The organism is Dactylosporangium sp. NPDC051087 (assembly GCF_055586325.1).
In genome coordinates this window covers 45,588-69,139 of record NZ_JBVJIJ010000011.1, presented here as the reverse complement: position 1 = coordinate 69,139, position 23,552 = coordinate 45,588, and the positions used below count along the sequence as shown (strand labels likewise).

The 23,552-nt window shown below is 72.3% G+C and carries 21 protein-coding genes and 1 pseudogene; 16 read left to right on the top strand and 6 right to left on the bottom strand.

The window, feature by feature from the left end; genetic code table 11:
• Positions 1-46: 46 nt before the first annotated feature.
• A complete protein-coding gene (locus ACZ6TV_RS21795) occupies positions 47-1,825 on the bottom strand; it encodes an AMP-dependent synthetase/ligase (protein ID WP_465299039.1) in 1,779 nt (592 codons plus the stop codon).
• 85 nt (positions 1,826-1,910) lie between these two features.
• Here ACZ6TV_RS21795 and ACZ6TV_RS21790 point away from each other — a divergent pair, with 85 nt between their 5' ends.
• The 6 genes and pseudogenes from ACZ6TV_RS21790 to ACZ6TV_RS21765 all read left to right on the top strand — a co-directional run bounded on the left by ACZ6TV_RS21790 (position 1,911) and on the right by ACZ6TV_RS21765 (position 7,550).
• Positions 1,911-2,357, top strand: coding sequence for an SRPBCC family protein (locus ACZ6TV_RS21790; RefSeq protein ID WP_465299038.1), 447 nt, complete (start codon positions 1,911-1,913; stop codon positions 2,355-2,357).
• Positions 2,354-2,671: pseudogene (locus ACZ6TV_RS21785) on the top strand (hypothetical protein); the annotation flags it as partial. The gene ACZ6TV_RS21790 and the pseudogene ACZ6TV_RS21785, both read left to right, overlap by 4 nt.
• Before the next feature lie 71 nt (positions 2,672-2,742).
• Complete coding sequence (locus ACZ6TV_RS21780; RefSeq protein ID WP_465299037.1) at positions 2,743-3,687, top strand: ROK family glucokinase; 945 nt, start codon at positions 2,743-2,745, stop codon at positions 3,685-3,687.
• Between the two features lie 82 nt (positions 3,688-3,769).
• The gene (locus ACZ6TV_RS21775; protein WP_465299036.1) at positions 3,770-4,444 is read left to right on the top strand and encodes an endonuclease/exonuclease/phosphatase family protein; all 675 of its coding nucleotides are present in this window, start codon (positions 3,770-3,772) and stop codon (positions 4,442-4,444) included.
• A 902-nt stretch (positions 4,445-5,346) separates the two neighbouring features.
• Positions 5,347-6,750, top strand: a complete 1,404-nt coding sequence (locus tag ACZ6TV_RS21770) for a flavin-containing monooxygenase (protein WP_465299035.1) — start codon at positions 5,347-5,349, stop codon at positions 6,748-6,750.
• 11 nt (positions 6,751-6,761) lie between these two features.
• The gene (locus ACZ6TV_RS21765) at positions 6,762-7,550 is read left to right on the top strand and encodes an alpha/beta hydrolase (RefSeq protein ID WP_465299278.1); all 789 of its coding nucleotides are present in this window, start codon (positions 6,762-6,764) and stop codon (positions 7,548-7,550) included.
• A 55-nt stretch (positions 7,551-7,605) separates the two neighbouring features.
• On the opposite strand, the gene ACZ6TV_RS21760 is transcribed toward ACZ6TV_RS21765, so the two are convergent.
• Entirely contained in the window at positions 7,606-8,439 is an 834-nt protein-coding gene (locus ACZ6TV_RS21760) for a DUF308 domain-containing protein (protein WP_465299034.1), read from the bottom strand.
• Between the two features lie 180 nt (positions 8,440-8,619).
• Between ACZ6TV_RS21760 and ACZ6TV_RS21755 the strand changes: the two genes are divergently transcribed.
• A complete protein-coding gene (locus ACZ6TV_RS21755; protein WP_465299033.1) occupies positions 8,620-9,321 on the top strand; it encodes a lysophospholipid acyltransferase family protein in 702 nt (233 codons plus the stop codon).
• On the opposite strand, the gene ACZ6TV_RS21750 is transcribed toward ACZ6TV_RS21755, so the two are convergent.
• Together ACZ6TV_RS21750 and ACZ6TV_RS21745 are read right to left on the bottom strand one after the other, a co-directional pair.
• The gene (locus ACZ6TV_RS21750) at positions 9,308-12,868 is read right to left on the bottom strand and encodes an AAA family ATPase (protein ID WP_465299032.1); all 3,561 of its coding nucleotides are present in this window, start codon (positions 12,866-12,868) and stop codon (positions 9,308-9,310) included. The genes ACZ6TV_RS21755 and ACZ6TV_RS21750 overlap by 14 nt on opposite strands.
• A 127-nt stretch (positions 12,869-12,995) precedes the next feature.
• A complete protein-coding gene (locus tag ACZ6TV_RS21745) occupies positions 12,996-13,688 on the bottom strand; it encodes a Crp/Fnr family transcriptional regulator (RefSeq protein WP_033362537.1) in 693 nt (230 codons plus the stop codon).
• Positions 13,689-14,132: 444 nt separating this feature from the next.
• On the opposite strand from ACZ6TV_RS21745, the gene ACZ6TV_RS21740 reads away from it, so the two are divergent.
• Both ACZ6TV_RS21740 and ACZ6TV_RS21735 read left to right on the top strand, forming a co-directional pair.
• Positions 14,133-14,897, top strand: a complete 765-nt coding sequence (locus ACZ6TV_RS21740) for a phosphotransferase (protein WP_465299031.1) — start codon at positions 14,133-14,135, stop codon at positions 14,895-14,897.
• A gap of 61 nt (positions 14,898-14,958) precedes the next feature.
• Positions 14,959-15,459: a polyadenylate-specific 3'-exoribonuclease AS gene (locus ACZ6TV_RS21735; protein WP_465299030.1), complete on the top strand. Its 501-nt coding sequence runs from the start codon at positions 14,959-14,961 to the stop codon at positions 15,457-15,459.
• On the opposite strand, the gene ACZ6TV_RS21730 is transcribed toward ACZ6TV_RS21735, so the two are convergent.
• The gene (locus ACZ6TV_RS21730; RefSeq protein ID WP_465299029.1) at positions 15,440-15,883 is read right to left on the bottom strand and encodes an ABA4-like family protein; all 444 of its coding nucleotides are present in this window, start codon (positions 15,881-15,883) and stop codon (positions 15,440-15,442) included. The genes ACZ6TV_RS21735 and ACZ6TV_RS21730 overlap by 20 nt on opposite strands.
• The gene (locus ACZ6TV_RS21725; RefSeq protein WP_465299028.1) at positions 15,883-16,848 is read right to left on the bottom strand and encodes a hypothetical protein; all 966 of its coding nucleotides are present in this window, start codon (positions 16,846-16,848) and stop codon (positions 15,883-15,885) included. The genes ACZ6TV_RS21730 and ACZ6TV_RS21725 overlap by 1 nt, the downstream gene beginning before the upstream one ends.
• An 82-nt stretch (positions 16,849-16,930) precedes the next feature.
• Between ACZ6TV_RS21725 and ACZ6TV_RS21720 the strand changes: the two genes are divergently transcribed.
• From ACZ6TV_RS21720 to ACZ6TV_RS21690, 7 genes are all read left to right on the top strand, one after another.
• Positions 16,931-17,569 (top strand): MerR family transcriptional regulator, encoded by a 639-nt coding sequence (locus ACZ6TV_RS21720; RefSeq protein WP_465299027.1) that lies wholly within the window; start codon positions 16,931-16,933, stop codon positions 17,567-17,569.
• Between the two features lie 152 nt (positions 17,570-17,721).
• Positions 17,722-18,750, top strand: coding sequence for a 6-phosphofructokinase (locus ACZ6TV_RS21715; RefSeq protein ID WP_465299026.1), 1,029 nt, complete (start codon positions 17,722-17,724; stop codon positions 18,748-18,750).
• A 71-nt stretch (positions 18,751-18,821) separates the two neighbouring features.
• Positions 18,822-19,628 (top strand): pyrroline-5-carboxylate reductase, encoded by an 807-nt coding sequence (gene proC / locus ACZ6TV_RS21710; RefSeq protein WP_465299025.1) that lies wholly within the window; start codon positions 18,822-18,824, stop codon positions 19,626-19,628.
• 9 nt (positions 19,629-19,637) lie between these two features.
• Positions 19,638-20,138, top strand: coding sequence for a DUF2199 domain-containing protein (locus ACZ6TV_RS21705; RefSeq protein ID WP_465299024.1), 501 nt, complete (start codon positions 19,638-19,640; stop codon positions 20,136-20,138).
• 209 nt (positions 20,139-20,347) lie between these two features.
• Positions 20,348-21,433, top strand: coding sequence for an FHA domain-containing protein (locus ACZ6TV_RS21700; RefSeq protein ID WP_465299023.1), 1,086 nt, complete (start codon positions 20,348-20,350; stop codon positions 21,431-21,433).
• 321 nt (positions 21,434-21,754) lie between these two features.
• Positions 21,755-22,942, top strand: a complete 1,188-nt coding sequence (gene tuf, locus ACZ6TV_RS21695; protein WP_465299022.1) for an elongation factor Tu — start codon at positions 21,755-21,757, stop codon at positions 22,940-22,942.
• 29 nt (positions 22,943-22,971) lie between these two features.
• Positions 22,972-23,460 carry a DsbA family protein gene (locus ACZ6TV_RS21690; protein ID WP_465299021.1) on the top strand — a complete coding sequence of 163 codons (489 nt, stop codon included), beginning with the start codon at positions 22,972-22,974 and terminating at the stop codon, positions 23,458-23,460.
• Positions 23,461-23,552 lie beyond the last annotated feature (92 nt).

Below are 23,552 nucleotides of genomic sequence, written 5' to 3'. Positions count from 1 at the left end.
CGTCAGCTCGGTCAACGAATGGTCCTCCCTACCGTGGGTGACAGCATCAGCGCTCGTAGATGGCGGCGATGTCTGCGGCGTACTCCTTCAGGACGACGTTCCGTTTCACCTTCAACGACGGAGTGAGCGTTCCGGTCGCTTCGGTGAAGTCCTGCGGCAGGATCCGGAACACCTTGATCCCTTCGGCCTTCGACACGGCGGTGTTGGCCTCGTCGATCGCGGTCTGGATCTCGGCGCGCAGCTCGGGGTCGTCGACGAACGGGAAGTCGTCGGGCTTGCCGTGGGAGCGGGCCCAGGCCGGCAGCGCGTCGGGGTCGACGGTGACCAGCGCGGCGATGAACGGCTGCCGGTCCCCGACGACCATGCACTGGCTGACCAGGGGGTGCGCGCGGACCCGGTCCTCGAGCACGGCCGGGGCGACGTTCTTGCCGCCGGCGGTGACGATGAGCTCCTTCTTGCGGCCGGTGATCCGCAGATACCCGTCGTCGTCGAGCTCGCCGATGTCGCCGGTGTGGAACCAGCCGTCGCCGTCGATCGCCTCCGCGGTGGCGGCGGGGTTGTTCCAGTACCCCTGGAAGACGATGTCGCCCTGGACGAGGATCTCGCCGTCGTCGTCGATGCGGATCGTGACGCCGGGCAGCGGCCGCCCGACGGTGCCCATGCGCGCGCCGGTGTCCCGGTTGGCATTCGTGGCCGGCGACGTCTCGGTCAGCCCGTAGCCCTCGAAGATGGTCACGCCGATGCCGCGGTAGAAGTGCGCGAGCCGCTCGCCGAGGGGCGCCCCGCCGGAGATCGCCCGCGAGCACTGCCCGCCGAGCGCGGCCCGCAGCTTGCCGTACACCAGGCGGTCGAACAACGCGTGCTGCGCCTTCAGCAGCGGGCCGGGCCTGCCGTCGGCCTGCGACCAGGCGATCGCCACCCGCTCCGAGCGGTCGAAGATGGCGCCCTTGCCGTCGGCGTGGGCGCGCTGCTTCGCGGTGTTGTAGACCTTCTCGAACACGCGCGGCACCGACAGCACGAACGTCGGCTTGAAGCTCTGCAGGGTCGCCGCGAGGTTCTTCGTGTCGGCGGTGTGCCCCATCGTGGCGCGGGCCTGCACGACACCGATCTGGATCAGCCGGGCGAACGAGTGCGCGAGGGGCAGGAACAGCAGCGTGCGGGCGCCCTGGTGGAACAGCGACTGCAGCTCGGGGATCGCGTTGACGATGTCGGACAGCATGTTGCGGTGCGTGATCATGCAGCCTTTGGGCCGCCCGGTCGTGCCGCTGGTGTAGATGATCGTGGCGAGGTCGTCGGCCTTCGTGGCGGTGCGCCTGGCCTCGACGTCCTCGCGGGGGACCGCGGCGCCGTCGGCCGCCAGCACGTCGACGCATCCGGGAGTGCCGTCGATCTGCCAGACGTGCTCGACCGAGGAGGGCCGGATCGCGGCGACCGCGTCGCGGTGCGCGTCGGTCTCCACGAAGATCGCGACCGCGCCGGAGTCCTCGAGGATCCAGGCCACCTGCTCGTCGCTGGAGGTCTCGTAGATCGGCACGGTGACCGCGCCGACGGACCAGATCGCGTAGTCGATCAGCGTCCACTCGTAGCGCGTCTTGCTCATCAGCGCGACCCGCTCGCCGGGCTCGACGCCCGCGGCCAGAAGCCCCCGGGCGAGCGTGAGGACCTGGTCGTGGAACTGGCCGCAGGTCACGTCCTGCCAGCCGCCGGAGACGAAGCGCTGGAACTGCACGGCGCCGGGTGCCTCGGCCGCGTTGTCCCACACGGGGTCGGTCAGCGTGGCGTGATCGCCGACGGTGACCGCTGGCGGCACGGTGAACTCGCGCACGTACGACTCCTTACTTTCAACCCGTATTCGGGAACCTACCCTGCCGACGGATCGTCAGGCGCACCGCAGAGGTAGCCTGCCACGCATGGCCGACACTTCGACGCAGTCGATCGTCATTGACGCGCCCCCGGAGCGCATCGCCGAGGTCATCGCCGACTTCGCCCGATACCCCGAGTGGGTCGCCGCGGTGAAGTCGGTCGAGGTGGTCGAGGAATACGAGGACGGCTACGCCAGTCAGGTCAGCTTCGTGCTGGACTCCGGCCCGGTCTCGGACGAATACACGTTGCAGTACGAATACGCCGAGGACCTGACCCGGATCGAGTGGAGCCTGGTCGCGCCGTCGAAGATGCAGAAGCAGCAGGACGGCTCGTACGACATTACCGCCAACGGCGACGGCACCTCCACGGTGACCTATTCCCTCGCCGTGGAGCTGGCGATCGGCATGCTCGGCATGTTCAAGCGCAAGGCCGAGAAGATGATCATGGACACGGCGTTGAAGGAGCTCAAGCGCCGCGTGGAGGGGCCGGCGTGACCCGGGACCCGCGCGAGGAGGCCGAACGCCTGGTGGCGACCGCGCTCGCCGCCCTGTCCGTCGCCGCGAACAGCACCGCGGGCTTCGCCACCGGCTCCGCCGAGTGCTGCGTCTGCCCGGTCTGCAAGGCGATCGCCGCGGCCCGCGACCCCGACCCCGAGTTCGCCGAGCGGCTCGCCACGGGCGTCGGCGACCTGGCCGTCGGGCTCGCGGGCGTGCTCAGGGCGTTCGGGACCCGTACACCGGAACCACCACAGGAACCAGAAGACGTTTGGCAGAACGCCACCACGGAGACACCGAAGTCGCCGAAACCGATGGCCAAGAAGGCCGTCAAACCCAAGATTGATCCCGAGGCATAGCGCCTGTGCGAGAGGAGACAGACGCGGTGGGATTGACCATCGGAGTCGACATCGGCGGAACCAAGGTGCTCGGCGGGGTCGTCGACTCCGCGGGTGACGTCCTCGCGCAGACCCGGCGCGACACGCCGGCCCAGGACCCGTCGCAGACGGCCGACCGGATCATCGACGTGATCAAGGAGCTGGCCGCCGGCCACCCCGTCGACGCCGTCGGCATCGGCGCGGCCGGCTGGATCGACGCGACCCGCTCGATCGTGCAGTTCGCCCCCAACCTCGCCTGGCGCAACGAGCCGCTGCGCGAGAAGATCACCGCCGCCGTCGGCCTGCCCATCGTCGTGGAGAACGACGGCAACGCCGCCACCTGGGCCGAGTTCCAGTTCGGCGCCGGCCGCGACGCCAGCGACTCGATGGTGCTCTTCACCGTCGGCACCGGCATCGGCGGCGGCATCGTCATCAACGGCAACCTCATCCGCGGCACCAACGGCATCGCCGCCGAGCTCGGCCACATGACGATGGTCCCCGGCGGCCACCCGTGCGGCTGCGGCCGGTTCGGCTGCCTGGAGCAGTACGCCAGCGGCAACGCCCTCGTCCGCTTCGCCAAGGCCGACGCGCGGGAGAAGCCCGAGCTCGCCGAGCAGCTCCTCGGCCTCGTCGGCGGCGACCCCGACGCCATCCGGGGGCACGCCGTGACCCAGGCCGCCCGCCTCGGCGACACGGTCGCGACCGGCGCCTTCGAGCAGATCGGCCGCTGGCTCGGCGTCGCCCTCGCCGACATCGTGCAGATCCTCGACCCGCAGGTCATCGTCCTCGGCGGCGGCGTCATCGACGCCGGCGACCTGCTGATGAAGCCGGCCAGGGCCAGCTACGAGGACCAGCTCGCCCAGCGCGGCCGGCTCCCCGTCGCCGAGGTCCGCCCCGCCCTCATGGGCAACCTCGCGGGAGTGGTCGGAGCCGCCGACCTGGCGCGCGTATGAGCGGCCGGCGCAGCGGCCCGGGCCGCTCATCATGTGTGCGGATGGGCTCAGGCCGACGCCGGAGCGCAGCGCAGGCGGCGGAATGAGCAAACTGAGGGTCCTGTCGTACAACCTGCACAGCCTGCGCGACGACCGCCGGGCCCTCGCGCAGGTCGTGCGGGAGATCGCGCCCGACGTGGCGATCCTGCAGGAGGCGCCCCGCCGCTTCCGGTGGCGGCAGAAGTCGGCGGCCCTCGCCCGCGACTTCGAGCTCGTCATCGGCGGCGGGGGCCTGCCGTCCCTGGGCAACCTCGTCCTGACCAACCTGCGGGTCCGCGCCTTCGACGCCTTCGACATGCGCTACCCGCTGACCCCGGGCCGGCACATGCGGGGCGCCGCGTTCGTCCGCTGCCGGGTCGGCCGGTCCTCGTTCGCCGCCGTCGGCTCGCACCTGTCCACCGACGCCACCGAACGCCCCGGCCAGGCCGCCCTGCTCAAGGAGCGGTTGTCGGAGCTCACCGAGCCGGTCATCTTCGCCGCCGACCTCAACGAGAACTCCGGCGGCGCCGCCTGGCGCACCCTCGCCGACGGCCTGCTCGACTCCGCCGGCGCCGACGAGCGCCACACGTTCCCGTGCTCCGCCCCGCGGGAACGCCTCGACGTCGTCTTCGTCGACCCCCGCATCACCGTCCTGTCCTACGAGATCGTCGACACCCCCGCCGCCCGCCAGGCCAGCGACCACTTCCCGGTCGTCGTCGAGCTCGACCTGCCCGAATAGCGACCGCCAGAACGAAGAGCGAAGCGCCAGAGCGAAAAGCGAAAAGCCAAGAGCGAAGAGCGAAGAGCCAAGAGCGAAGAGCGAAGAGCTCCCTGCTCCGGCTCGTCGTGGCCGGGGTCCGTTGCTCCCGTCAGCCGCCGGTCAGGCCGTGGACGGCCTTCCCTCTCCCGCCGCCGGTAGTTGCCCGCGCGGCCGTGACCGGCCGCGACACGACCTGCCGGTCGTGACCAACCCGCGGCCGGCGGGTCGGGCCACCTTCCCCGCCCCGCCCCGGTCGTGCCGAGCGGGGCAACCGACTCCCGGAGCGGACCATCCGGAACGTCGTCGTGCGGATCGACGCCGTCCTCAACCGGCCGCCGATCGCGTCGGTGCCGGTGTCGACGAGCTGCCAGACGTCGCGGCCGCGCTCCCGGTTACCGGGGGCTGACGATTCTCATGATCCGGAAGACTTCTGGTCGCCAGAGCGACGAAATCTCTTCCGGATCACGGGGAGCGGGATCCTCCGGTTTGCAGGAGCGGGGTCTTCCGGTTCACGGGAGCGGGAGACCAGATCTCTTCCGGATCACGGGAGCCGAATCCTCCCGGATACGGGAGCGGGACCTTCCGGATCACGGGAGCGGGATCTTCCGGGTCACGGGAGCGGGATCTTCCGGGTCACGGGAGCGGGAGACCAAAACTCTTCCGGATCACGGGGGGCGGGGAGCGGGAACGGATCGGGAGCGGAATCCTCCGGGTCACGGGAGCGGGGGACCAAAACTCTTCCGGATCACGGGAGCGGGGAGCGGGAACGGATCGGGAGCTGGGGCGGGCGTCGTGACGTGCGGGACTGGACAAACCAGCGCCGAGCGGACGAGGATCTGGCCGCGACACAGCATGCGCGGTGCAGTGGGGAGACGACGCGGGTGACAAGTTTCGACCAGCTGGACGGCGGCGCGACCCACTGGCGTGACGGTGAGCCCGTCTACGACCGCGGCGACACCGTCTGTGTCATCGGCGCCGGCGGCACCGGGCTCGCCGCGATCAAGAACCTCCGCGAGGCCGGCTTCGGCGTCGACTGCTACGAGCGCGAGACCGGCGTCGGCGGCGGGTGGAACTGGCGGCACGACCGCAGCCCCGTCTACGCCAGCACCCACCTGATCAGCTCGAAGCCGTTCACCCAGTTCCCCGACTTCCCGATGCCCGACGACTGGCCCGACTACCCGCACCATTCGCAGCTGCTGGCGTATTTCGAGCGGTATGCCGACCATTTCTCGTTGCGGGAGCACATCTGGTTCGGCACCGACGTGTCGAAGGTCGAGCCCGCCGAGGACCCCGCCGGCGGTCCGCCGCGCTGGGACGTCACGGTGCGCGGCTCCCGGGGCGGCGCGCCCCGCACGATGCGGTATGCGGCCGTCGTCGCCGCCAACGGGCACAACTGGTCGCCGAAGATGCCCGACTACGAGGGGCTGGAGGACTTCCGCGGCAAGGTCATCCACGCCGGGCAGTACAAGGACGCGGCCCAGCTGCGCGGGCGCAAGGTCCTCGTCGTCGGCGCCGGCAACACCGGCTGCGACATCGCCGTCGAGGCCGCCCAGCAGGCCGCGAAGTGCTGGCACTCGACCCGCCGTGGGTACTGGTACGCGCCGAAGTACGCCCTGGGCAAGCCCGCCGACCAGGTCAACGACCGGATCCTCGCGATGCGGCTGCCGTTCCGGCTGCGCCAGTGGCTGCTGCAGCGCACGATCAACATGACGGTCGGCGACCTGACCCGCTTCGGCCTGCCGAAGCCCGACCACGGCCTGCTCGAGATGCATCCGCTCGTCAACAGCCAGCTGCCCTACTATCTCGGCCACGGCGGGATCACCCCGCTGCCCGACATCAAACGGTTCGACCGCACCGAGGTCGTCCTGGCCGACGGCCGCACCGTCGAGCCCGACCTGGTCGTCTTCGCCACCGGGTACGTGCCGAGCTTCGACTTCCTCGCGCCGGAGCTGCTGTCGACGGATGCGGCGGGCCGCCCGAGGCTCGCGCTGCAGATGCTGTCCCGGACCCACCCGACCCTCGCCGTCGCCGGGCTGCTGCAGCCCGACTCGGGCGTGTTCACCCTCTCGCACTGGCAGACCGTGTTCATCGCCCAGTGGCTGCGCGTGCTGGACGCGTCACCCGCGAAGGCGCAGGCCCTGTGGGCGAGGCTGCGGCAGGACGGTGACCGCCGTTTCACCGCCGGCAAGGTCACCGACTCGACCCGGCACTGGTTCGAGGTGAGTCACTTCGTGTACCTGCGGGAGCTGGAGAAGTCCCTGCACGAGCTGGAGGCCGTCCGTTGACCACCCGTGTCATGCGCTCCGACGAGTGGTCCGACCCGCCGAAGCCGGTCCGCCGCGAGGTCCTCACCGAGCGGCCGGAGCACCCCGAGGACCGGCCGCCGGTGCTGTTCGTCCCCGGGTACGGTCACGGCGCCTGGGCCTTCGCCCAGCACTGGCTGGAGCACACCGCCCAGCGGGGCTTCCCGGCGTCCGCGATGAGCCTGCGCGGCCACGGCGGCAGCGGCCCCGACCCCGACGCCCGCCTGCGTGACTACGTCCACGACGTCACCCAGGTCGCCGCGGCCCTGCCCAGGCAGGCGGTCCTCGTCGGGCACGGCGCCGGTGCCCTGGTCGTCGCCATGGCCATGGCGCGGTATCCGGCCCGCGCCGGCGTGCTCGTCGCCCCGGTCTTCGGCGGCCCGGCGACCGCGCTGGGCCTGCTGCGCCGCAACCCGGCCGGGACGGTCCCCGGCCTGTTCGGCGGGCGGGTCGCGCTGCGCCAGTCGCAGCTGTTCAGCCGCACCCTGCCGGCGGGCGCGGCCCAGTCCTACACGGCCCGCCTCCAGCGGGTCCCGGCCGGCGCGCAGCGGCAGCTGGTCCGCCGCCAGGAGCCGGAGCCGCCGGTCGGCAACCCGCCGGTCCTGGTCGCCGGCAGCCCCGACGACCGCGTCGTGTCCGCGGCCGCCCTGGAGTGGGTGGCCCGCCGCTACGGCGGCTCCCCGCTGCTCTTCCCGGGCATGGGCCACGACATGATGCTCGACGCCCGCTGGCAGGAGCCCATCGACGCGATCCTCGACTGGCTCGAGAAGCCCGGGACCTGAGACGCGCCCGGTCAGGTGGAGGCCGAGCACTTGCCGGGCACTTGCCGGACACGCCTCAGACGCGGGCGCCGTTGTCCGGGTCGTCGTCCTCCTCGTCGCCGGGGCGCAGCCGGAGGATCAGGGTCACGAAGCCGCTCAGCAGCAGCGCGAAGCCCAGGAACAGGGTCGACTGCGGCCCGAAGACCGGCAGCAGGTCGGGCCAGATCAGCAGGACCAGGCCCGCGACCAGGGCGACGACCGCGACCAGCGTCGACGGCGCGATCCGCGGCAGCGGCGGCGGGGGAGGGGGCGTGTAGCCGGCCTCGTCGTCCTCGTCGTCGGGCAGGTCGGCGCCGAACGAGTCGAGGCTGTCCAGCAGCGAACGGTCGACGGCGTCGGAGGCGCGGCGCAGCGGGGTGCGCGGGGCCGGCTCGGTGTCCATGTCGGCGGCGGCGGAGCCCGACGAGTCGAGGTCCTCGGCGGCGGGCCAGGGCGCGCTGGTCGGATCGACGGTCGTGTGGAAGCCGGCGATGATGCTGGCGAACGTCTCGTCGTCCGATTTGCGGCTCGTCTTGGCCTCCGGGGCGGGGGTCGCCTTGGCCGGTTGCGGGGCCTCGGCGGGTGGGGTGTGCTGCTCTGGTACGGCGGTGAGCTGGCTCAGGTAGTCGCGGGCGGTGGCGAGGTGGTCACGATCAGCGTAGAGCCGGTCGGTGGGTCTGGCGGGCAGGGTCGTGGTGCGCGTCACCGGGTGCAGATCGGTGGCAGGCTGGAGATAGGCGGCGATCCCGCCCGCCGCCAGCACGTCCAGCAGATGCTCGCCGACCCTCGGATCAACGTCCCCGACCACCGCATATTCCTGCGCCACCAGGCCGTTGTCGCGCCGGCCGCGCCGCGCCCCACCCCCTGGCACCGCCTGCCCCTCCCCGCGGCCGACACCGCGACGACCGGGTCCGCCGCGAAAAAACCGCTGACCGAAATCCTGACACGAGCGACGGTGCTTCCGGGAGTGCGTTGTGGTGTGCCGAACTGGTTCGTAGGCTCTTTGCGACGGTCATCACCGATTGTCTGGCAGATCTTGGAAGGTTGAGCGGTGCTCTACTGGTTCCTCAAGTACATCGTCCTCGGGCCTGTGCTGAAGCTCATCTTCCGCCCCAGGGTGGAGGGGCTGGAGCACGTCCCCGCCGAGGGGCCCGTGATCATCGCCAGCAACCACCTCTCGTTCGCGGACTCGATCTTCATGCCGCTGAGCGTCAAGCGGCGGGTCACCTTCCCGGCGAAGGCGGAATATTTCACCGGCAAGGGGATCAAGGGCCGGCTGGTCAAGCTGTTCTTCGCCGGCACGGGCCAGGTCCCGATCGACCGGTCCGGCGGCAAGGCGGCCCGCGCCGCCCTGGAGGTCGGCCTGAAGATCCTCCGGGAGGGTGGCGTCTTCGGCATCTACCCGGAGGGCACCCGCTCCCCGGACGGCCGGCTCTACCGGGGCAAGACCGGCGTGGCGCGCCTGGCGCTGGAGTCCGGTGCCGTGGTCGTACCGGTGGCGATGATGAACATGGACAAAGTGCAGCCGATCGGGCAGATCCTGCCGAACCTGAAGCGCGTGCACATCCGCTTCGGCCCGGCCCTGGACTTCTCCCGCTACGCGGGCATGGCCGGGGACCGGTTCATCGAGCGCGCCGTCACCGACGAGATCATGTATGAGCTGATGACCCTGTCCGGCCGCGAGTACATCGACATGTACGCGCAGAAGGTGAAGAGCGCGCCGGAGCCCGACAAGCAGCCTATAGCGGCGTAGGCGGCAGCTCGGCCAGGGTCAGCAGCAGCGGCGCGCCGGCCTGGGTCGAGAAGGCCACCAGCTCGCTGCGCCACGGCTCGAGCCGGTCGGCCGCGGCGGGGCCGAGCCGGCCGAGCGCCTGCACCGCCCACGTCAGCGACAGGATGCGGGCGGAGGCGTTGGGGATCTCGCCGTAGAGCTCCGCGGCGGCGAGGTGCATGTCGGCGGCGCGGGCGAAGTCGCCGTCGACGAACGCGATCGCCCCGGTGATCGTCCGCATCGCCGCCTCGACCCACGGGGTGCGGTGCGGCACGTCGGCGAGCATGTCGCGGATCGCCATCATCGCGACCCGCCCGGCGAGGACGGCGGCGTGCGCGGTCGCGTCGATCCACTCGCCGCTGGCGATGGCCCGCACCTCCCGCCACGTCTTGGCGAGCTCGACGACGAGCGCCTCGGCGTCGCGTGCGCGGCCCTGCAGCGCCCGGCAGAGGGCGCCGTGGCCGAGCACGGTCCACTGCAGGCGGTAGAAGCCGCTGCGCCGGCCCGCGGCGACCAGGTCCTCGATCTCCTCGGCGTTGATCCAGGGCTCGCCGCGCAGGATCTTCATCCAGGCGTGCGCGCCGCGGACCTGCAGGTCCCATTCGGAGGCGGGCGCCCGCTCGGCGACGTCGATGAGGGTGGCCCAGTCGCCGGTGAAGTAGGCGACCTGCGCCACGTTGGAGTAGCCGGTGGCGAGGGTGTGGCTGCCGGGGACCGTGTGGCGGGTGCTCTCGTACATGGCGGCGGAGGCCGTCCAGTCGCCGTCCTCCAGCAGCGCCCAGGCGACGTTGCGCATCGCCCGGTGCTCAGACAGCAGCCGCCGCTCCCGGCACACCTCCAGGGCGGCCTGCAGCTCGACCAGGCCGGACCGGTCACCGGCCTGGAAGAGGGCGGTGCCGATGGTGATCCGGGCGCTGGTGGCGACCTCGATCAGGCCGAGCCGGTCGGCGATCTCGGCGGCGGCGCTGGCCGCGGCGACCGCCGGCTCGACCTCGAAGTTGGACATGTGCAGCCGGCCCAGCTCCGCGTAGGCGTCGGCCTTCTCCGGCGCGTCGGGCAGCTCGTCGAAGAGCTCGACGGCCCGGTCCAGGCAGGACAGGGCGCCGAGCCGGTCGGCGCGCAGCCACGCCGCCTGCCCGCGGATGGTCCAGGCCCGGGCGGCGCTGGCCTGCTCCCCGGAGGCGTACAGGCGCTCCGCCAGGCCGGACAGCTGATCCGTGCCGCCGGTGCCGAGGAACGCGTCAGGGTCGGCGTAGAAGGCGATCTCGGTCGCGAGCAGCTCGATCCGCAGCCGCTCACCCTGGTCGGTGCTGTCGTCGCAGAGCGCGAGGGCCTTGCCGGCGTGGGCGGCGGCCGCGTCGAGGGCGTGCAGCGCATACGTGCGGCGGGCCGCCCGGTGCAGCGCGTCGCGGGCCGGACCGCTGTAGCGGGGCGCGTCGAGGCCGAGCGACCCGGCGATCTCGTAGGCCGTGTACCGGTGGTTGGCGACCACCTCGGCGAGGTCGGTGTCCCGGTCGGCGGCGACGCTGTCCAGCCAGGCGGCGGTCAGCTCGTGCCGGGCGACCCGCTCGGTGCGGGGGAGCCGCTGGTAGCAGACGTCCCGGACGAGGACGTGGCCGAAGCGGTACTCCGTCTGCCCCTCCATCGTGGAGGCGGCCTGCTCGTGGATCAGGTCGCGCTGCTCCAGGCGGCGCAGCGAGCGCTCGATGCCGTCGGCGGGGCGGCTCATCGCGGCCGCGACGGCACCCGGCCAGAAGTTCATCCCGACGACGGCGGCGGCCTGCAGCACGGCACGGTCGGCGGCCTCGAGGAGGTCGACCCGGTTGGCGATGACGGCGTGCACGCTGTCGGGCATCGGCAGCACCCGCGCCAGGGTGTCCGACGTGCGCACGTTGCCCTGCTCGGCGAGCATGCGGGTGTATTCCAGCGCATACAGCGGGTTGCCGTCGGCGAGCTCGACGAGGGAGTTGAGCGAGTGCCCGGGGAACGCCGCCTGGCCCAGCAGGTGCGCGTACATGGTGGCGATCTCGGCGTCGCGCAGCGGCGGCAGGGTGATCGTGACCGACCCGGCGATGGCGCCCGCCCAGCTGGCGTTGCGCTCCAGGAACTCGGGCCGGGCCGTGGACAGCAGCAGCAGCGGCACGTCGCGCACCGACGCCCCGAGCCGCTCCACGAACCGGACCATCGACTCGTCGGCCCAGTGCAGGTCCTCGAAGACCAGGACGGTCGGCCGGTGGGCGGCGAGCGCGACGACGAACCGCCGCCAGGCGGACTCGGTCTCGTCGGGGGCCAGCTTCGGGCCGGGCAGGCCGACGAGCGGGCTGAGCGCGTCGGCGAGCCGCTCCGCCTCCGACGGGGTGACGATCACGCTGAGCGCCGTGTCGAGCCGCTCCCGGGCGGTCTCGGCGCTGTCGGTGTCGAGGATGCCGGCCTGCGCCTTGACGATGTCGGCGAGCGCGGCATAGGTCACGTTCTCCCCGAAGGGCGGGCAGCGCCCGGTCCGCCACGCGACGGGCGCGTCGAAGAGCCGCTCGGCGTGCAGGAAGAGCTCGTGCACCAGGCGGCTCTTGCCGATCCCGGCGTGCCCGATCACGGTCACCAGCTGCGGTGTGCGCTCCCGCAGGCCCCGGTGCAGGGCGTTGACCAGCAGGCTCAGCTCGTGGGTGCGGTTGACCAGGGGCGTGGAGCCGGCCTCCCGGTCGGGGTGGTTGCGCCGCAGCGGCGCGAGCGCGAGCCACACCTCGGTCGGGGTGGAGCGCCCGCGCAGGGTGGCGGGCGGCTGCGCCTCGTAGCGGATCGAGGACTTGGTCAGCGCATAGGTGCTGCCGCAGACGAGGACCCCGCCGGGCGGCGCGAGGGACTGCAGCCGGGAGGCGGTGTTGACCACGTCGCCGGCGACGATCGCCTGGCCGCCGTCGCGGGCCGCGGCCACGTCGACCAGGGCCTCGCCGGTCGCGACGCCGACGCGGAAGCGCAGCGCCCGCTCGCCCTCGCCGGTGCTCGCGTACCGCGCGAGGACCCGCTGCAGCTCGAGGCCGGCCCGCACGCAGCGCACGGCGTCGGTCTCGGTCGCCACGGGCGCGCCGAAGAGGGCCATCACGGCGTCGCCGATGTATTTCTCGACCACCCCGCCGTATTGCCCGATGACCTCGCGCGCGGTGGAGAAGAAGCCCTTCTGCAGCTCGCGGACCAGCTCCGGGTCGGCGCGCTCGACATAGGGTGTGAAGTCGATCAGGTCGACGAAGAGGACGCTGATGCGGCGGCGGTCCTCACTGCGGGTGACGGGGATCGGCACGGTGGAGCGGCCGATGTGACCACCGCCACGGTCGGAGCGCCCCTGCCCGCCGCCGGCGCCGCCGGAGGCGGCGCGGGGGGTGCCGCAGCCGGTGCAGAAGGAGGCGTCGGGGTTCAGCGAGCGGCCGCACGTCGCGCAGGCAGGGCTGAGCTCGGCGCCGCATCCACCGCAGAACCGGTCACCGTCGCCCGACTGGCGGCCGCAGCGTGCGCACTGACTGGAAATCGCCGACACTCCCTGACTCAGGTCCCCGCACATCCTCACACGCCGGGGACCCGACCGGCCACCGCGTTGCGTCACGCGGCACGGTGGCCCCGGGGGTGGCCCTGAGGATGGCGGTCCAGGTGGTGCGGGCCGCGGGTCAGCGGTCGGTCATGCCGGCGCGGCGGCGCAGGGCGCTGAGGTCGGTGACGACGATCCGCCGGCCCTCGGTGCGCAGCCAGCCGCGGCTGGCGAACGACCCGATCGCCTGGTTGACGCTCTGCCGCGAGCCACCCGCCATCTCCGCCAGCTGGCTCTGGTTGAGCTCGATGGTCACCATCGGCGCGTTGGTCTCGCCGGCGAGGCGGACGAGGGTCTTGGCGACCCGGCCGGGCAGGTCGAGGAAGACGTGGTCGGCGTTCTGCTCGGTGAGCCGCCGGATGAGCGCGCCCAGGGAGCGCATGACCGCGTCGAGGATGCGCGGGTTGGCGTGGACGAGCTCGATGAACGCGTGCCGGGACAGCGCCAGGGCCTGGCAGTCCTCGATCGCCTCGGCGGAGGCGGAGCGGGCCGCGCCGTCCAGGAGCGACACCTCGCCGAGCGTGTCGGGCGGGCGGACCACCGAGAGGACCGCGCGCTCGCCGGTCGGCGCGGTCCGGAAGACCATCACCGCACCGCGCTTGAGCACGATGAGTGATTCGCCCGGATCGTTTTCGACGAACAGCAACTGGCCCTTGCGGTATGTCCGTGGCACCGCCGCCTGGATGACCCGCTGACGCACATCGGGCTCCAGACCACTGAACATTTCCACACCGGTCAGTGCGTCGCCGGGATCTGGCAGCCGACCCTCCACGGTCAAACCCCTCCCGGTGCAGCGTTGATCGGACTCTTGATCACCGTAGGTGATCACGAGCACAGTACGGAACTTCTACCAGATCATGACGCGCGTGTCGGAGTCTGTACATCCCCCGCATCGGCTCACCGACAGCCCGCGCATGAGCACGCAGGCAGGCTAGTGCCAGCACGAGAACCGCTGGGGGGCGGGGTTGGTGTCGAGATGCCCGGGGCGCCGGTGGTGCGAGCACCGCCGCCCCGGGTTTCGCCGTTCTCCGGACACGGACGCCGATGTGCGCGCATAATGCGCAGCGTGGCCCCCGCTGCCGACCAGGTGCACACGACACTGCGCAGGAGTTGGCAGTGCAGTCCCGGTCCGTGCATTCCTGTCGGTGCGGCCTCCTGGCGGGTCGAGATTGACGATTGCCAATTCGATACGTCTCGGCGGGATGACACCCATTTCGTGGTGAAATGGGCTCCGGCGGCCGCGCGGCGCGGCTTCGAGGCCGGGTTGTGTGCCGCGGAACACGTCGATGCGTCGGGCGTCTGCGCCGGCCGCCCGGTCCGGGCCGCCGACGGCGCGCTCACCACCGCTCTCGCCGCGGGAGCCGGCGACCGGGCGGGCGACGGGGTCCTCGCGCTGCTGTGCCTGGTGCCCGGCCGCCCGCTGCGCGCCGACGACCCCCTGGACCAGGCGTGGTGGGGCGGTGCCCTGGGCGCCGCGCACCGCAGTCTGCGCCGCTTCACGCACCCCGACCTGGCGAAGTTCCAGGTGGCGGCGGCCCCGGCGGCGGCGCCCCACCTGGCGGCGGAGCCCTGGCTCGGCCCGGCGGTCACCGAGACCGCGGCCGTGGTCCGCCGGATCATGGTCACCGACCAGCTCACCTACGGCGTCCGGCACGGCGCGCCCGCCGCCGCCCGCTTCCGCCTGGACCCCGGCACCGGCCGGGTCGGCCTGGTCGGCTGGGCCGCCGCCGGGACCGGGCCGCTGCTGTACGACCTGGCCCACGCCGTCCTGTGCGCGGGCGGCACGGGCGCCGACGCGCTCGTCGAGGCCTACGTGCGGGCGGGCCCGGTCCCCGCCGACGAGTGCGCGGCGGTCCTGCCCGCCATGCTCGCCCTGCGGGCCGCCGCGCGGGCCGCCGGCGTCGCCGCGAAGATCCACGACGGCGGCGGCACCCCCCAGGACCACGCGGAGCTGACCCGGATGGCGGCGCTGCTGCGCTGAAGACCTTGCGGCCCTACCCTGCCGCTGGGTCGTCCGGCCGCGACGGGGCAGGATGGGACCGGTGTCGGCCTATCGCTACTTCTACGACTGTGAGTTCATCGAGGACGGTCGCCTGATCGACCTGGTCTCCATCGGCGTGGTGGACGAGCACGGCCGGGAGTATTACGCGGTCTCCACGGAGTTCGACGGGTCGCGGGCCGTGCCGTGGGTGCGCCGCAACGTCCTGGACAAGCTGCCGTCGCCGGCCGACAAGGCGTGGCGCTCCCGCGAGCGGATCCGTGAGGAGCTCCTGGAGTTCCTCGTCGAGCCGCTGCGCACCGGCGACGCCGACGAGCTGGAGCTCTGGGCCTGGTATGCGGCCTACGACCACGTCGCCCTCGCCCAGCTGTGGGGCCCGATGCCGACGCTGCCCCGGGAGATCCCCAGGTTCACCAAGGACCTGCGCCAGCTCTGGGACGAGTCGGGCCGGCCGCCCCTGCCGGCGGCGGAGGGGCGGCACGACGCGCTCGTCGACGCCCGGCACAATCTCGCCCGGTGGGCGGTCATGCGTCCGGAGTCGTGACCAGCGGCTTGCTCGTGAGCGGGATCCGCAGCGCGAGGTACAGGGGCAGCCCGATCGGCGAGAGCAGGATCGTCAGCACCATGACCGGCGCCATGACCAGCGGGTGGACCCGCCGCTCGCGGCTGTCCAGGTAGATCCAGCGGCCGACCAGCAGGTCCCACGCGAGCACCTGCGCCCACACGGCGGCGACCACGTCGTCGTCGGCGAAGAGGGCGCGCACGCCGGCCAGGTCGGGGTCGAGCATCTCCGTGGCGAACTCCGGCAGGACCGGCGAGATCGCGAAGGCCCAGACGACCAGCGCCGGCAGGGCGATGAAGATCGACCCGGCGATCCGCCGCGACCAGCGCCACCCCGGCGCGACGATCATCAGCGCCCAGAAGGGCACGACCACCAGGAACGCGAGCCCGAACAGCGTGTCTGCCATCAGTGCACCCCACTCAGCGCCGGTTCGGTGACAGCGGTCGATGCCACGGTACGGGGCCGGGCCAGCGCCCACACGGTGCCGCCGGCGACGGCCAGGGCCAGGCCGCCGAGGGCGGCGAGGGTGAGCGCGTCGGGGTGCGCGATCGACTGGCCGCGCAGGGCCTGCCACGTCAGGAGGCCGGTGAGCGCGGCGTACGCGACGCCGCCGACGATCACCAGTCGGGCCCGGACCCGGTCGTGGCGCAGCCGGGCGAAGCGCCCGGCGGCGAGCGCCAGCGCGAACCCGAGCAGCGGCAGCGCCTGCAGGGCGTGCATGCCGATGAAGTGCCCGGCGCGCAGGTCGCCACCGGTGGTGCTCCAGCCGACCAGGGGCAGGCCGGCGCCGCCGTCGGCCACGCCGACGCTGTGCGCGCCGACGATCGTGGGCGCCTCGCCCTCGGGCAGGTCCAGCTGCGCCTTCGTGGGCATGGTCATCAGGAAGCCGACCATCATGCCGGCCAGGCCGACGAGGAGGCCGAAGCGCACGGCGAGGGCGTCGGCCCGGTCCGGCAGCCGCTGGATGAGCAGCAGGACCGCCAGGATGAGCGTGCACACCCAGGCGACCGCGATCGTGGCGCCCATCACGCTGTACAGCGTCGAGTCCAGCGGCGTCTGGTTGTTGAAGTGGCTCTGCCGGCCGCGGGCCGCCTGCGCGACGATGATCACGATCTCGGTGGTGAGCGCGCCGACGCTGATGTTGCCGAGCCACCAGCCGAGCCGCTGCCGGCGGTCCAGCAGCGAGAGCATCCAGGCGATGGTGACGGAGTAGACGGCGATGGAGACCGAGAACTTGAAGGGCTTGAGCCAGAGCGGCGCGCCGACGAGCTCGCGGTCGTCGAGGAAGACGCCGGCGCCGGTGAGGACCGCGAGGACGGTCAGCGCCGCCGCGCTGACGACGAGTGGGCGGTGCAGCTGTGCGAGACGCATCAGAAGCTCCCAGCAGTATGGATAGTTGTGCTCTCCACTATTGGAAAGTTAGACTATCCATGTCAACCCTGAAAGGACCCTGATGCGCATCGCGGAACTGAGCCAGACGACCGGCGTGCCGGTGCCGACGATCAAGTACTACCTGCGTGAGGGACTGCTGCCGGCCGGCGAACTGACCAGCCCCAATCAGGCCAGATATGACGATCGACACGTCCAGCGGCTGCGGCTGGTGCGGGTGCTGCTGGACATCGGCCGGCTGCCGATCGCCACCATCCGCGACCTGCTCACGGAGCTGGACCGGCCGGACCCCGACGTGCACGAGGTGCTCGGGCGGGCCCTGCCGGCGACCGTCGGCACCCGCGAGACGAGCGACCCCGCGATGCTCGAGGCGGCCCACGAACGGGTACGCCTGCTGATCCGGCAGCGCGGCTGGCTGGTCTCGGACAACGCCCGCACCCGGCAGTCCGCGGCCGAGGTCGTCGCCGCGTTCGCGCAGGTCGGAGCCGATGTGGAGCACCTGCTGGAGCACTACGCGGATCTGGTCGAGGCGATCGCCGTGCACGACCTGCGCTTCGTCGCCCAGGCGGGGGACAACGAGGGCAAGCTGCACGCCGCCGTCGTCGGCTCGATCCTCGGGGACTCCCTGCTCGCGGCCCTGCGGCGGATGGCGCAGGAGCACGAGTCGGCCAAGATGTTCGGCATCCGGGACGACAATTGTTAGACGGCAGGTCCGGCTGGTGCGACGTCGGCGCTTTCCGGCGGAGCGACTACAGTGCGCTGTGAATCGGCAGCGTCGCCACAGGGACCCTCCGGCTCGGCCATGCCCCGTCAGGCCGGGCGAGCAGCACCGCAACCAGGAAGGCAAGATCTAGCATGCGTATCGGCGTACTGACCGGGGGCGGCGACTGCCCCGGCCTCAACGCGGTCATCCGGGCCGTGGTCCGCAAGGGAATCTCCACCTACGGTCACGAGTTCGTGGGCTTCCGCGACGGCTGGCGTGGCCCGCTCGAGGGCAACACCCGCGAGCTGGGCATCGCGCAGGTCCGTGGCATCCTGCCGCGCGGCGGCACCATCCTCGGCTCGTCCCGGACCAACCCGTTCAAGATCGACGGCGGCGTTGAGAAGATCAAGTCGAACCTGGCCGACCTGGGCATCGACGCGCTCGTCGCGATCGGCGGCGAGGACACCCTCGGCGTCGCGGCGAAGCTGACCGACCTGGGCGTCAACGTCGTCGGCGTGCCGAAGACGATCGACAACGACCTCGGCGCGACCGACTACACGTTCGGCTTCGACACCGCGGTCAACATCGCCATGGAGGCGATCGACCGGCTGCACACCACCGCCGAGTCGCACCACCGCACCCTCGTCGTCGAGGTCATGGGCCGGCACGCCGGCTGGATCGCGCTGCACGCCGGCCTCGCCGGTGGCGCCAACGTCATCCTCCTGCCGGAGCGGCAGTTCGACGTCGAGCAGGTCGCGGGCTACGTCGAGAAGCGCTTCCAGACGCAGTACGCGCCGATCGTCGTCGTCGCCGAGGGCGCCCAGCCGCTCGACGGCCAGATGGTCCTGCACAACCAGGAGCTCGACGCCTTCGGCCACGTCCGCCTCGGCGGCATCGGCCAGTGGCTCGCCGAGCAGCTGGAGGCCAAGACCGGCAAGGAGGCCCGCACCGTCGTGCTCGGCCACATCCAGCGCGGCGGCACGCCGACCGCGTTCGACCGGGTCCTCGCGACCCGCTTCGGCCTGGGTGCGATCGACGCCGTCCACGAGGGCGACTTCGGCAAGATGGTCGCGCTGCAGTCCACGGACATCGTCCGCGTCCCGCTCGCCGACGCCACCCGTGAGCTCAAGACCGTCCCGGTCGAGCGCTACACCGAGGCCGAGGTCTTCTTCGGCTCCTGAGCCACCCGTGCGACCCGGCCCCTCACCCGAGGGGCCGGGTCTCTCGTCGCGTCTATCTGGGGAGTGGGTCAGTGCGCACGATCGCCGTCTTCGGTGCCGGCAAGCTCGGTGAGGTGCTGCTGTCGGGGCTGCTGCGGGCCGGCTGGTCCGCCGACCGCCTCCTGGCCACCGCCCGGCGCCCCGAGCGGGCCAAGGAGCTGCAGGAGCGCTACGGGATCCGGGTCGTCGACAGCGAGACCGCGCTGCTGGAGGCCGACGTGCTCACCGTCGCGGTGAAGCCGCAGGACGCCGGCGCGCTGCTGGCCGAGCTCGGCCCGAAGCTGCCCGCCGGCAAGCTGGTCGTGTCGCTCTGCGCCGGCCTGCCCACGTCGTTCTTCGCCCGGCACCTGCCGGAGGGCACCCCGGTCGTCCGGGTCATGACCAACACCCCGGCGCTGGTCGACGAGGCGATGACCGCGATCTCGGCGGGCTCCCACGCCACCGCCGAGCACCTCGCGCTCACCGAGGAGATGTTCCGCCCGCTCGGCCGCACCATCCGGGTCCCCGAGTCGCAGCAGGACGCGGTCACCGCCCTGTCCGGCTCCGGCCCCGCCTACTTCTACTTCCTCGTCGAGGCGATGACCGACGCCGGCATCCTGCTCGGCCTGCCCCGCCAGGTCGCGCACGACCTCATCGTGCAGACCGCGATCGGCTCCGCGGTGATGCTGCGCGAGTCCGGCGAGCACCCCGTCAAGCTGCGCGAGGCCGTGACGTCGCCGGCCGGCACCACGATCAACGCCATCCGTGAGCTGGAGAACCACGGGGTCAGGGCCGCGCTCCTGGCCGCCCTCGAAGCCGCCCGCGACCGCGCCCGGGAGCTCGCCGCGCAGAGTGGTTGAATCGTGCCCGTGACCGTCACCTGTACGTGCTGCGGTGTGGAGCTCGGCGACGTGCCGAGCATGTGGTCGTTCTCCGCGCCGGACACCTGGGCCGTCCCCGGCGTCGGCGGGGCGTCGTTCCTGGAGGAGGAGCTCTGCTTCGTCGAACTCCCCGACCTCGACGAGCAGCACTTCTTCCTCCGCGGCCTGATCGAGGTCCCGGTCCGCGGGATGCCGGAGGCGCTGACCTACAGCGTCTGGGTCAGCCTCAGCGCGGCCGGCTTCACCCGCGCCGTCGAGCAGTGGGAGGACCCGGAGCGGGCCACCGAGCCGCCGTTCTTCGGCCAGCTCGCCAACCGCATCCCCGGCCACCCCGAGACGCTGCGGCTGCGGGTCCGGGTGCACACCCGCCGGCCCGGCCTGCGCCCCCTCGTCGAGCTGCGGGCCCACGAACATCCCCTGGCCGTGTGGCAGCGCGAGGGCATCGACGCGCACGAGCTGCCGGCGGTCGCGGCGGCCTGCGGCGCCTGAGGCCTGATTCATTCAGCTATTCACCGGTATCCGGCACCAGGTCGTGCCCGTACCGTTACATGCAGTGAAGCTTATGTATACCGCGACCGGGTGGCCCCCCGCCCGTCGCGGGTCCCGCGCTCGGTGCCTTCCCCAGCCGAGGAGCGCGGCGTGAAGCCCGCCGTCGGCCGCAGAGGTGGTCGACGGCGGCTTTGCGGCATGATAACCGGGTGCGATTCGAAACCAGCCGTGCGCTCGACGCGATCGAGCGGAGACTGAGCGTCGACCCACTCGCCGTCGGCGGGGTCATCGATCTGGTGGAGGCTGCCCGCAGCGTCGACCTCGACGGCGGCCGCCCGGCCGCCCTGCTGCGCCTCGGCATGTTCGTCGACGCCCTCAGCCGGCAGCTCGGCGACGGCGGCGCCGGCCTGTATGCCGTGGCCGAGCGCGGCGCGATGTCCGACACCGACTTCACCTCCAACGAGCGGATGGTCCTGCGCCGCTGGTCCGACGACGGGCTGATCGAGATGCTGCCGCCCGGCGCCCGCACCGGCGCCCGGGTCCGGGAGGCCGCCGGGCTCACCGGCCTGCCGGTGATCAGCCGCACGCCGCTGCCCGGTCACCCCGGCCCGGTCTACCTCACCACCGGCGCGGCCGGCGGGATGGAGCTGGCCCTCGCCCCGTCGACCGGCTCGTCGCCGCGGCCGCACCCCGTGCTCGCCCGGTTCTGGCGCTGCCCGGCCGCCGACTGCCCGACGTTCGGCCGGCAGCCCGCCGCCGGTGCCGGGCAGCCACCACCCGCGCTGCCCAGTGGCGCCCCGCTGTGCCCCCGGCACGGCGAGCGGCTGATCGACGCCGGCCCGCGCCCGCCCGCGACGACCATGGCGGTGCGGATCAAGGGCACCGTCCGCGCCCGCTTCCCGCTGACCGCGGCCCGCCCCGTCGTCGTGGGCCGGGCACCGGACGAGCCGGGCGGCATCACCATCGGCAACTGGCTCGACGACGAGTCGACCCGCCGGGTCAGCCGCAACCACGTCCGCCTGGAGCTGCGCGACGGCATGGTCCTGGTCACCGACGTCAGCACCAACGGCGCCGCGGTCCTGGCCCGCACCGGCTCGTCGGTCCCGCCCCGCGAGGTCGACCTGCACCGCGGTGAGCCCAAGGCGATGGGGGAGTGGGACGAGGTCGAGCTCTATCCGGAGGTCACCGTCGGCCGCGCGGACCGCCCGCCGTCGTCCGTGGCCAAGGGCGGCGCCCCCAACTCCGTCATGGCCGACGCGCCGACGATCGCGTTGAGGTTGCCCAAGCAGGCTTGAGCGCGGCGCGCAGCGGCGCGTGGGGGGTGTGGGGTGGGGACCCCCCACGAAACCGCGGGCGAAGCCCGGGGAGTTGGAGACGGTAAACCGTTTGCCGCCGCAACGACGGCGAGCTATCTTTCCAGCGTGATCATCGTGACCGCCGTCTTCGAGTCAGGCCTATCGGCCGGCTCCGCGGTCGCGTGCGCCTCGGCCCTGCGAAGCTGACCCTCCTCCCGCAGCCTGTCCTGCGGTAACCGACGGAGGAGGGTGGCTCGGCCACCCTCACGAGGTGGCCGCACGGTTCCGCACACCCACCACACATCCACTGTGGAGTGTCAGATGGCCAAGCAGACGTACACGAGGAACAAACCGCACCTCAACATCGGCACCATGGGTCACGTCGACCACGGCAAGACGACCCTGACCGCCGCGATCACCAAGGTCCTCGCCGAGCGCTACCCCGGCGTCAACCGGTACACCTCCTTCGAGGGGATCGACCGGGCGCCGGAGGAGATCACCCGGGGCATCACCATCAACATCGCCCACGTCGAGTACGAGACCGCGACCAGGCACTACGCCCACGTCGACATGCCCGGCCACGCCGACTACGTGAAGAACATGATCACCGGCGCGGCGCAGGTCGACGGCGCGATCCTGGTCGTCAGCGCGGTCGACGGGGTGATGCCGCAGACGCGGGAGCACGTGCTGCTCGCGCGGCGCATCGGCGTGCCGCACCTGGTGGTCGCGATGAACAAGGCGGACGCCGTCGACGACGACGAGCTGCTCGACCTCGTCGAGCTGGAGATCCGTGAGCTGCTCACCGGGTACGGGTTCCCCGGGGACGACGTCCCCGTGGTCCGGGTGTCCGCGCTGCGGGCGCTCGAAGGCGACCCGGCCGGCGTGCGATCGGTGCTCGACCTGCTCGACGCCGTCGACCGGTACGTCCCCGTGCCGGAGCGGGTGCTCGCCGAGCCGTTCCTGATGCCGATCGAGAACGTGCTCACGATCACCGGCCGCGGCACCGTCGTCACCGGCGCCGTCGAGCGCGGCACGCTGCAGCTCAACGCGCCCGTCGAGGTCGTCGGCCTGGGCCCCACCCGGTCGACGGTCGTCACCGGCCTGGAGACGTTCGGCCGGCAGCTGGAGCGGGCCGAGGCCGGCGACAACGCGGCGCTGCTGCTGCGCGGCATCCGCCGCGGCGACGTGCAGCGCGGCCAGGTCGTCGCCCTGCCCGGCTCGGTGTCGCCGCACCGCCGGTTCACCGCGCACGTCTACGCGCTCACCACGAAGGAAGGAGGAAGGCACACGCCGTTCTTCGCCAACTACCGGCCGCAGTTCTTCTTCCGCACCACCGACGTGGTCGGCGCGGTCGACCTCGGTGAGGTCAGCATGGTCATGCCCGGCGACACCGTCGACCTGACGGTCGAGCTCGGCAAGCCCGTCGCCATGACCACCGGCCTCGGCTTCGCCATCCGCGAAGGTGGCCGCACCGTCGGCGCGGGCACGGTCACGGAACTGCTCGACTAGACGACCGACGGGTGGGCAGGTGCGTCGGCATGGACACCGACCATGTGCAAGGACCGGCCGACGCACCGCTCACCCTGCTCGAGTACGGGGACTACCAGTGCCCGTACACGGGCCGGGCGTTCGGCGTCGTGGAGCGCCTCCAGCTGCACTTCGCCGGGCGGCTGCGCTTCGCCTACCGGCACTTCCCGCTCGTCGACAAGCACCCCCGGGCGATGCCGGCCGCGCTGCTCGCCGAGGCGGCCGCCGACGCCGGGTCGTTCTGGGGCATGCACGCGCTGCTGCTGTCCCACCAGGACAGCCTCCAGGACACCGACCTCGCCCGGTACGCCGGGCAGTTCGGCCTGCCGGGCACCGGTGGTACCCGCGCCCACTACGAACGCGTCGACGCCGACCTCGCCGCCGGGCGTGCCGCAGGGGTGCGCGGGACGCCCGCGTTCTACGTGAACGGCGTGCCGCACGACGGCGGATTCGACTTCGAGTCGCTGCGCGAGGCGCTCGATAAAGTGGCAATCGGGTGAGATTGGGGTGAACAGCGGCGATTGCCGGGAGGGTTACGGCTTGCACTCCCTAGGATCTTTGAGAATAAACACAGCCAATTTTGAGCTGAACC

Bases quoted from the DNA above. Each gene is read 5' to 3' on its own strand.
- ACZ6TV_RS21790 (WP_465299038.1), top strand. From the start codon at position 1,911: ATGGCCGACACTTCGACGCAGTCGATCGTCATTGACGCGCCCCCGGAG.
- ACZ6TV_RS21775 (WP_465299036.1), top strand. From the start codon at position 3,770: ATGAGCAAACTGAGGGTCCTGTCGTACAACCTGCACAGCCTGCGCGAC.
- ACZ6TV_RS21765 (WP_465299278.1), top strand. From the start codon at position 6,762: ATGCGCTCCGACGAGTGGTCCGACCCGCCGAAGCCGGTCCGCCGCGAG.
- ACZ6TV_RS21730 (WP_465299029.1), bottom strand. From the start codon at position 15,883: ATGGCAGACACGCTGTTCGGGCTCGCGTTCCTGGTGGTCGTGCCCTTC.
- ACZ6TV_RS21725 (WP_465299028.1), bottom strand. From the start codon at position 16,848: ATGCGTCTCGCACAGCTGCACCGCCCACTCGTCGTCAGCGCGGCGGCG.
- ACZ6TV_RS21720 (WP_465299027.1), top strand. From the start codon at position 16,931: ATGCGCATCGCGGAACTGAGCCAGACGACCGGCGTGCCGGTGCCGACG.
- ACZ6TV_RS21715 (WP_465299026.1), top strand. From the start codon at position 17,722: ATGCGTATCGGCGTACTGACCGGGGGCGGCGACTGCCCCGGCCTCAAC.
- tuf (WP_465299022.1), top strand. From the start codon at position 21,755: ATGGCCAAGCAGACGTACACGAGGAACAAACCGCACCTCAACATCGGC.
- ACZ6TV_RS21690 (WP_465299021.1), top strand. From the start codon at position 22,972: ATGGACACCGACCATGTGCAAGGACCGGCCGACGCACCGCTCACCCTG.